The organism is Dapis hubbardiae BLCC-M172, from assembly GCF_050016015.1.
Classification (GTDB): Bacteria; Cyanobacteriota; Cyanobacteriia; order Cyanobacteriales; family Microcoleaceae; genus Trichodesmium.
Genome location: NZ_JBNHEQ010000161.1, coordinates 1 through 9,481, shown reverse-complemented (window position 1 = coordinate 9,481; position 9,481 = coordinate 1). Strand labels below are relative to the sequence as shown.

Genomic DNA, 9,481 nt, shown 5'->3' with positions numbered 1-9,481 from the left:
TCAAGTCTGAGTCGAAATTCTGATTTTTCTATAATATTTGACTTGTAGATTTTTCCCAGAGACATTTCGTCGAAATTATGTTTCAATCAAATTAGCTAAACGCAGAATTAAATACTTCATAAACAAATGCTAATAAATTAAATCTAGCGGAAGATTGTGGGTGATAAAATTTAGTAGACTTATATCCTACCTCCTCAAAAATATCCTCATAAGGATTAAGTTTAATAGTTGAAAATTTACCAAATTTTTCATTTTTAGCATAATGCAGCATTGCCATAAACAAAAACAGAGTATCCCGGTCAGAAGTATTAGTATCTGTAGCAAATAATCCTTGTATAATCTCCCTATTATCTAACACATCTGCTGCATAAAGATTAATTGGGCAAGCATAACTAATGACACTATTATAAGAGTTATTTTTGCCAACCTCCTCTAAATTATATAGGTTTAAAAATGCTGCTGCATTTCTGGTAAGAGGTTCAATTTGACTCGCATCCTCTACGGAAGCTAAATAGTATGAATATCCTCGATCTTTATTGCCTCGTTTTAAATCAAAAATTCGATAATTCGAGACAAAGACTGGGTAAATAGTTATGGAATTATTTACTGCCTTCATCTGTCTGATAACATGACTATTCATAAAAAATAATCTCTCTGTATCATCATCTTTTTCTTCATATCCTAGAGAAAAGTTAAACTTATCTTGATAGGGTGTCTTTGATACATAAAAAATGTGTTTATATCCAGCTTGGTTTAACCGACTTACTTGGTCTACAACTATACTAGAGGCAAATCTTTTGTTACTAAATTCTGATTTACAAAAAGAGGCAAATGATTTGAATTCAAATGATGTATTTTCCCTAATTATTGTGTAGACTCTGCCAAATACAATTGATTTTTTTTCATCTCCTTGATGTTCAGCATCGCACTCGTGACTCGATACAACAATAATTCCTACCTTATCAATTTTAGACTCTTTGAGAAAATCTATTTCTTTCTCTAATTGAATTCGACTAGGAAGTTTTGAATATAGAGAAAATAAAGCATTATTTTTTTTGTACTGTTTTTGATTTGCTGACAATTTACTACTTATATCAAGACCTTGCGTGCTGCATAAAATTGATTCTTCTATATCCAAAACTAATTCTAAATCTTTACATAGAGTAGCAATAAAAGTATCGAAGGAAGTAGAATTATCTAGACTCGAACTTTGACTTCTGAATAAAGAAATAAAAGTTTTGATTCTCTCCTTTGGATTACCTTTTGTAATTGAAAGTCTTTCAAATAAAACCAAAATCCCAAGGATAACAATAATGCTGTAAACTATCTGATAATAAAAACTTTCCCTAGTTCTATTTTCAATATTTTCCACTTCCGATTCTAAATTAGTAAATTGTCGCGAACTGTCATAAGTAACAACTATAGATTGAGGATAGTTTGTCAGAGTTTTTCTTGCTTGTATCTTTTTAATATCGAATTTTTTTTCGCCCGATATAATTTTTTCACCCTCTTCCTTTGTCAAACCAGGCAGGATTTTTTGTAGTTGTTCTAGCTGTAATTTTTCAATAGGAGTCCAACCTTTACTTACCCATAATTTTAATAATTCTGTTCGCTCAACAAACATTACAAGTAAGTGTCGATACTCCCCATCATTAACTAAAGTAAATTTTCCTGTTTCTGCTTCACCTTCTAGTTTGTACCTAATATCATCAATTTCTACTTTTACTTGAATATCATACAAATTATTTTCGTCTCTATCTCTGACAAATTTAAGAAACTGCAATGCAGATTTAAAACTAATACCTTCGTTGTTTTGAGATAGTTCATCTGTTAAAAAAGATTCATTGTCTAAAATTTCCTCTAGCTCAGAAGGATGTTTTAACAACCCCTTTCTCAGACTTAAATATCCATTAATTGGAATAGTCTCCCAAGCTGCATTTTTTTGAGAACATATATCTTTAATATAGCTAACAATTTGACTTAATTTTATTTGTGCCTGTGATTTATTTTCAAGATAATTAGAAAAGTCAGTCAAAAATTTTATTTGTTCTGCTTCTGTAGTGCTTGTTGATAACCTCTGAAAAATACGCTTTACTACTTCATCTTGAGATTGTTGAGAATTATCAAACTCATAAAATACAAAGCAGTATAGAAATATAATTTTTACCAACTTTCCATAAAAACCTGCTTTTCTCTTACTATCATTTCCACGCTTTTTAATCTCTGACTTATAACCCTCTTCACTCTCAGGATTCAATAATTTACAATTATGCTCAAATACACTTTTACTATTTGTACTATTTACTCTACCATTCAATTTAAAATCTATAGCATAAGTAAATTCATGCCACTCTTTAGTTTGATCTAATCCTTCTCCCTGACGAGTTTCAATTTTGACTTTTACAGGTAATAAATCCCATTTATCCCCTCTGCCAAATAAATCTTGCAACTTATAATCATTGCCAAATAAACTAACAGTATGTATATCCCTACTTAAAAAGTTGTCAAATTTTGTCAGACGATTCAAAAAATCTACTAAAAGTTCATATCCTTCTTCTTTTTTCTTGGCATTAGGTATTTTTTCTACAAAAATTTGCAGAAATTCCAGAGAAATATCTGCCCTAATTTTTCCTGTGATTTCTTCCTGAATTAATTTCTTCAAATTATTAATTCTAGAGTCGCCATCTCTAGAAATATCATCATACAAATCATTTAATCTATCAATTTCATCCTCATCACAACTACTGTAAAATCCGTTTTCTCTATTTACTTCATTATTAATTGCTTCTAACAAATGTTGGTCAAACTCTGTAGGAATTTTTATCCTAATCTTCCCTCGGAAATGTTTCTGAGCTGACTCATTAGCTTTAACATTATTTGTGTTAATTTTTTGTAATTTTAATTGTCTCTTTTCCTCAATTGAAAACTTAAAAAAACCATCTTGTTTAACAAATTCTTCTAAACTGCTGAGAAAATGTGCTTGCCATTTCTGAATAGATTCAGGATGATCTTGCTTAATATCTAATATTTCATCTAACTGTAATTTTAATTCTTTTTGAATTTTCCGAATATTTTCTCTAAATAATGATTCATCGGCAAAATTGACAGATGCAAATTTTGTAGACCCTCTCAAAGGTGGTGGAAATTCATCTGTTTTTTGCTTATATAGTTCAATAACATAACCAGTTATACGCTCTGCTAGTAAAATTAGTCTGCTATCTTTATCTAACAAAAATGCCGATTCTTTTTTCTTCTTTTTATTGCCTTCAAGAATCTGTAATATTCCTTTCAATATTGGTAAATAGTTTACTTGAGACAGATTATCATCCCTTTCTTCTACTTTTGATGTCATTATTTTTTCTCTTTATACTTACATTTATATCACAATATCATAATTCACATAATTGTTGAAAATAGGATGAGTAATAATCAAGTTAAACATACGAGGTAAGCAGTCAGCTATTAGCTAGCCTCCTGGGTCGGAACTAGGTTTTTATGTCGCGTAGCGTTTCATGTCGGCGACAGCCGAAAACAGCTTCATTACCTTTAGTTGACAACTCAAGCGAGTCATTTTTGTGTTTTAATTCTCTGTTTGAAAATGTAGTATAAGTTAAGGGAATGCTTACTTCATTCATTAAAAATCTGAGACCTGAATGCTTACTATAGGAGTATTTTATACTAATTATAAAAAACTTTGCTATACTTATATTTTCTATTTATAAATAATATTTTTTGACGTGATTTTATTGTTAACTAACCTCTATAATTTCTCTAGTTATTTTTACCAAAAAACTAAGATTTAAAGCCTCTCATTTGAAGAATAAAAGGAGAAAAAAAGAAAAAAAATCCTTTTAACCAATCCTCTTCTTTTTAATAATTAACAATTAATAATTAACAATTAATAATTATTGAACACCTTCTAAGGGTAGCATGACTTTTGATAAATGGTATTATACCAAGGCTAATTTCAGTTATCAGTTATCAGTAACTCTGCAGAAAAGAGGTATTTGTACTAAACATTTATCGCAACTAACTTCACAATATTTTGTTAGAAAAAAATAAATTTAAAATATTGCGATAAATTCAATATTTTATGGAAAAAAAGTAGGCAAAAATTTTCACTATAATCCCTTTCTTAATTACATATTTTATTTATTTCTCATCCAGAGAGCGATCGCTCCTAAAAATAACAACCCCATTAAACCCGCTAAAGGATTTCCATCTATTCCAACTAACCACTCTCCAACATCATCGGCATATTTCACTAAACCACCAACATTAATAATGTAATATCCCCACACTAAACCAGCATGAATACCCATCGGTAAACCCAATAATTCTTGTTTTTTATCAGTAAATTTATTTAACTGTTTCCCACTACTACGTTTTGCCCAAACAAATATTAAACCCAACAAAACTAAACCTGGAAATTGCAACCAAGTTCGTAAAATTTCTTCTATAGGTTTAATAAAATGTAGCACTGCATAAACAATACTACTCACCCATGAAACTACTTTTACTTGATAATTTCTCTCCAATTCATCTAATAGCCAACCCCGAAATAATAACTCTTCAGCAAAACCAATACCCACAGATACTAATAAACCTTCAAAAATAAATTGCAGTAACTTTTCCGAGGGAGAGTGCCATACTACCAACCCCAAAAATATCTCTAATATAAACAGACTAAATAGACTAAATAAACCTATTCCTAAACCTTGGAAAAATTGCTGAAAATTACGCCTATTTATTACTAAACCGTAGCGACGTAGTAAGTGGGGTTGCTGATAAACCTTCTTTCCCCAAAACCGAACCAAAATAATAAACTCAATGTAGAGTAGAGCGATCGCGAAGATACTTTCTAGATTAACATTTTCCACCAAAAAATATATTGGTGCTGCCAAAGGTATCCAGACCAAAAGTAATGTTAAAATAAAAATTCCGATTCTTGCAGGAGCGGAAAACTTTGCTATTTTGCCGAATGTTAAATTAGGCATCAGAACTTGCCGTTAGTAAGTAAAACTATTAGATATCTCCAATAAGACCTTACCCTTAAGGGCGGGGTTTAAATAAAATTAATGACCGAAAAATTACCGAAAAATCAAGGTATAAAGCCTCTCCTTTTAAGAAGAAAAAATTCTTTTAGTCAATCCTCTTCTTTATAGGAAGAGGTAATTATTAATTATTAATTATTAATTGTTGAATAGGATATTTCCTCATATTCAATTCCGTTCAGGTTTTTCTTGAGGTAATTATCAATTATCAATTATCAATTATTCATTAATTTCCTATTCCCTTACAAAAATAAGAAACCGAGTTCCTCAGTAGAGAAACCCGGTTTCTATTCTCAGAAATTAAATCACTCATCAGGTTCTATGGTACTGGTTAGTCCATGATTTTTCAAATTTTCGCAGTAGAACTCAGCAGGTTCTAAAGCACAGACAATTACCAATCCAATACCATTAGAGTGAGTTTCCATCATAATACTAACAGCTTGAGGTTGAGTTAAACTTGGAACAGTCTTCATCAATACCTGCACTACATACTCCATACTGTTAAAATCATCGTTATGGAGTAAAACACGATAACGTGGTGCAGTTTTGCGGACTGTGGAAGTGGTAGGTTTTTCTATAGTCTCTACAGACACTATTCTATCCTGCTTACTTAATCAAACTAATACATATTATTATATATATAACATAAAACTTAATATTTTATAGGTGAAATAAAAAATCCGATTTTTTTGTCATCTGACTTTTTTATTGTAACGTTTGACTCCTAATTTTGTTAAACCTACTCAAGACTAATAGACATCTCCAGAAGAGGTAATTAGGGTTTGCGCTCAAAAGTCTTTTTTAACGAGTAGGGGAGCGGAGGAGTAGGTAGGGACGTTGCACGCAACTTCCCTACAGGAGTAATTTTTTGGCTCAACTATGCGCCTAAAATCCTAACTTTTTGATTTTTCAGGAACCGTGCATAAAAAGCTGAAACAGGCGTACTTTTTCCCGACCTAAAAAGGTTAAAGTCTTTATCTGTAAATGCTTTGAGATTTAATGAGCAAAGCAATAATTATTAATTGTTAATTATTAATTATTAAAGCCCTACTCCATCTTTTTCCGAGATATATAATAATTTCCCTGCTAAAATTTATAATTGTAGGAATATGTTAGGAAAAATATCAATCCAGCTTTGCCCATGGTTAATGGCCCAAAAGCCACTCAAATAATTTAAAAGAAAATTATATATGAAACGTAGAACTCAAACCACCAGTCAACCATCCAGATTCAATTATGCTACTCTAGCAATTTTAGGAGGAGTATTTGTTTTGGGTATTGGTATTGGTATTGCCTTTAGCTCCACTGCTAACTTTACCCCACAAAACGTGGCCTCTCGTGAATTTATAGATCGCAGCGTACCTAACCCCGAACTTTGTGTACAGTTTGGAGCTAGTGCAATGGTAATGAATATGCGCGTTTTCTTGACTTTAAACCCTTTTAATGTATACATATCTCAGCCAGGTATAGAACCAGGATGTGTTATCCGTAGAAATAACTGGACGATTCTAGAGCAAAGAAAATTAGTAAACAATGAGCAAGTGCGTGATTGTAAAAACCGGATGAACACCTTTGGATATACAGGAAATATTAACGATGAACCAGAAATTGATTGCGTTTATCAAAACGACAGCGCTCAAAACCTATTCTTGAAAAATCAACTAGGGCCGGGATTTGCTCCACCTGAAAATAACAATTTCTAGTTGATAGAGAATAGGGAATAGGGAATAGGGAACAGGCAAAAAATATTTATTCCCTTTGACTACTTTCGTCCCTATTAATTAGAACTACCCCTAGTACCTATTCCCATTACTTGAAAAAAACACCCACATCTGAATGAGCAACCCCGTTTTTTCAACCCCTAAAAACCGCTAATCTCATAAAATCTGGAGCGGGGTAAATCTTCAACCACACGCACTTCCACAATATGCTCTTCATCTAAAGTAACCGAACGAGGAGAAGCAAGAAGAACAGTACCAGCTCCAACTGCTGCTCCCGCTAAGAAACCAAAACCCGAACCAGTTAGGAGTAATAATGCTAAACCACCACCAGCACTACTACCTGCCAAAACCTTTTCATTAAAATCAGGGTGTCCTCGAAACAATTTTGATTCAGCAGCAAAAGGGATAAAACGACCATCCAAATATATTGCTCTGGCGATAAATTGACTACCATGACTATCAGTGTCAAAACCACCAACTACAGGTGTCTTAGCTGGTACTATAATTCTACCAGATTCATCAGCGATCGCCTCTTCCAGAAGTAAAACTTCCTGTGTCTCAATACCCCGTGGTAGTCTAAATTCTCCAGTAGGGAAAATTAAACCTATTATTTCTCCTTCTTTAACTAAGATAGAAGCATCATCTTCAGATTGTTTTTTTCCCGAAGTTCCAGGTAAAGGTTCTCCAAAAGAAATCACATCTACTGATTCGGTAGTGCTATAGTTGTTGGGTTCTTCTACAGGTTCAGGTTCTGGGGGCGGTGGAACAAAAGTATCTTCAGTTTCTTTAGCTTCAAGTTGTGGCACTTCCCCAATTTCAGATGGTTCAGTAGCTGGTTGTCTATCGCCCAAAGCATCTATTAATGGAGAACTAACACTATCTGGTTTGTCAGTGGGAATAACCAGGAAGGGAATAGAAGGATCTGCCGAAGGTGGAGGGTTTGGTAGAGGAGATTCATCTTTTGGATCTGTTTCTAGAAAACCTACCCTATCTTGTTTTGGTTGAGTAGGAGGTTGATTATCTTCTTCAATAATAGATTCTGAATTTTCTACTTTTGTAGCTTCTGCTTCAACATAATTTTCATCTAAAATCATTTGCTCTTCTGCTGCTTCTGAGATTTCTCCCTCACCCAGAAGTAGACGCAACTGCCAACTATTTTCTTGTGGTTCAACCTGTTCTAATTTTACTTGTTTAGTAGATACAGCTAACTCTGGAGCAAAATCTATAACAACTTTTGCTTGTTGTGGTTGCTCTTGAGAGAGACTAACTCGACGCACCAACCCTGCTGGATATAATTCAGTCACATTTACACTAACTTCAGTATCTGGAATGTAGACAACTAGACGAGCAGGTTTGCTTTCAACAGAATAACTAGGAATTGTACCTTCTGGGAGGGTAAACTGAAGTTGATTATTATCTGGGTTAAAAAACCAATTTGTTAAGAAAGCGGCAAAAACTGGCCGAGGCAAACAGGAATTAATTGCCAGTGTTCCCACTAAACCAATAAGTTTTATAAGTTTTAATGGGGATTTTAATTTTGACAGATTTTTTTGATATTGACTTGCCATAAGCTAACTCCTCACAATACCACAACTCTTTAATTATTAAGCTACAATTTATAATCTATAAAGTTTGTAAAATTGGACTAAAATACAACATTCTCTAAAATAGATTAGACAAGCTTCAGATTAACATAAGAATGGTAAAGGAGGCAAAGTTATGGAAACATCGACAATTTATTTACCACCCAGATTAGAATTAAAAATTAATCTTACCCAGGAACAATTTTGGCAACTTTGTCAAGAAAATAACGATTTAAGATTTGAAAGAACTGCCACAGGAGAATTAATTATTATGCCACCTACAGGGGGAAACACAAGTGAACGTAATGCAGATTTGACTTATCAACTAAAAGCTTGGAGTCGTCAGAATAATTTGGGTAAAGTATTTGATTCTAATGGTTGTTTTCAATTACCAAATGGGTCTGACCGTTCTCCTGATGCTTCTTGGGTAAAACTTGAACTTTGGGATAGTTTAACTGTTGAAGAACAAGATAAGTTTGCACCTTTATGTCCTGATTTTGTGGTGGAATTAATGTCTCCTAGTGATAGTTTGCCAAAAACACGAGAAAAGATGTTGGAATATATAGAAAATGGTGCATTGTTAGGATGGTTAATTAATCGAAAAAAACGAGAAGTAGAAATTTATCGCCCTCAGCAAGAAGTAGAAATATTAGTAAATCCTGATACTGTTTCTGGAGAAAATATTTTACCTGGATTTGTATTAGATTTAGCAACTATTTGGTAATATAGCTATTAGCATTTAGCGATCAGCTTTTAGCTGTTTGATAAATGCAAAAATCGGGTTTATTGAGGAAATTTTATGATTAAAAAAACAAGAGCAATAAACTTTGGTTTTTAGACAGAAACCGGGTTGATCAAGGAACCTTTGTGATTTAAAAAAGCAAGAGCAATAAACTTTGGTTTTTAGACAGAAACTCGGTTGATCAAGGAAACTTTGTGATTTAAAAAAGCAAGAGTAATAAACCCGGTTTCTCGTAGACTTCTATTGTTCAAAACAATGATTTACCGTATAAACCGGGTTTCTTTGCGTAAGATCAAATCCGGATAATTACTATAGCGCTACGCGCTAGGGAACAGGGAACAGGGAACAGGGAACAGGGAACAGGGAACAGGGAACAGGGAA

At 33.0% G+C, this 9,481-nt stretch carries 6 protein-coding genes; 2 read left to right on the top strand and 4 right to left on the bottom strand.

All coding sequences use genetic code 11. From position 1 onward, the window contains the following. Positions 1 to 91: 91 nt before the first annotated feature. From ACP6PK_RS14120 to clpS, 3 genes are all read right to left on the bottom strand, one after another. On the bottom strand, positions 92 to 3,352 hold the full coding sequence (locus tag ACP6PK_RS14120; protein WP_426560143.1) for a hypothetical protein: 3,261 nt from the start codon (positions 3,350 to 3,352) through the stop codon (positions 92 to 94). A 796-nt stretch (positions 3,353 to 4,148) separates the two neighbouring features. Then, positions 4,149 to 4,997, bottom strand: a complete 849-nt coding sequence (locus ACP6PK_RS14115) for a CPBP family intramembrane glutamic endopeptidase (protein ID WP_426560142.1) — start codon at positions 4,995 to 4,997, stop codon at positions 4,149 to 4,151. 362 nt (positions 4,998 to 5,359) lie between these two features. After that, entirely contained in the window at positions 5,360 to 5,647 is a 288-nt protein-coding gene (clpS, locus tag ACP6PK_RS14110; protein WP_094672834.1) for an ATP-dependent Clp protease adapter ClpS, read from the bottom strand. Between the two features lie 597 nt (positions 5,648 to 6,244). On the opposite strand from clpS, the gene ACP6PK_RS14105 reads away from it, so the two are divergent. Continuing rightward, a complete protein-coding gene (locus ACP6PK_RS14105) occupies positions 6,245 to 6,757 on the top strand; it encodes a DUF3172 domain-containing protein (protein WP_094672836.1) in 513 nt (170 codons plus the stop codon). A gap of 158 nt (positions 6,758 to 6,915) precedes the next feature. Here ACP6PK_RS14105 and ACP6PK_RS14100 read toward each other — a convergent pair whose 3' ends face one another. After that, positions 6,916 to 8,343, bottom strand: a complete 1,428-nt coding sequence (locus ACP6PK_RS14100; protein ID WP_094675731.1) for an AMIN domain-containing protein — start codon at positions 8,341 to 8,343, stop codon at positions 6,916 to 6,918. 151 nt (positions 8,344 to 8,494) lie between these two features. Between ACP6PK_RS14100 and ACP6PK_RS14095 the strand changes: the two genes are divergently transcribed. After that, positions 8,495 to 9,082, top strand: coding sequence for a Uma2 family endonuclease (locus tag ACP6PK_RS14095; RefSeq protein WP_094675729.1), 588 nt, complete (start codon positions 8,495 to 8,497; stop codon positions 9,080 to 9,082). The last annotated feature ends 399 nt before the right edge of the window (positions 9,083 to 9,481 follow it).

Bases quoted from the DNA above. Each gene is read 5' to 3' on its own strand.
- ACP6PK_RS14120 (WP_426560143.1), bottom strand. From the start codon at position 3,352: ATGACATCAAAAGTAGAAGAAAGGGATGATAATCTGTCTCAAGTAAAC.
- ACP6PK_RS14115 (WP_426560142.1), bottom strand. From the start codon at position 4,997: ATGCCTAATTTAACATTCGGCAAAATAGCAAAGTTTTCCGCTCCTGCA.
- ACP6PK_RS14105 (WP_094672836.1), top strand. From the start codon at position 6,245: ATGAAACGTAGAACTCAAACCACCAGTCAACCATCCAGATTCAATTAT.
- ACP6PK_RS14100 (WP_094675731.1), bottom strand. From the start codon at position 8,343: ATGGCAAGTCAATATCAAAAAAATCTGTCAAAATTAAAATCCCCATTA.
- ACP6PK_RS14095 (WP_094675729.1), top strand. From the start codon at position 8,495: ATGGAAACATCGACAATTTATTTACCACCCAGATTAGAATTAAAAATT.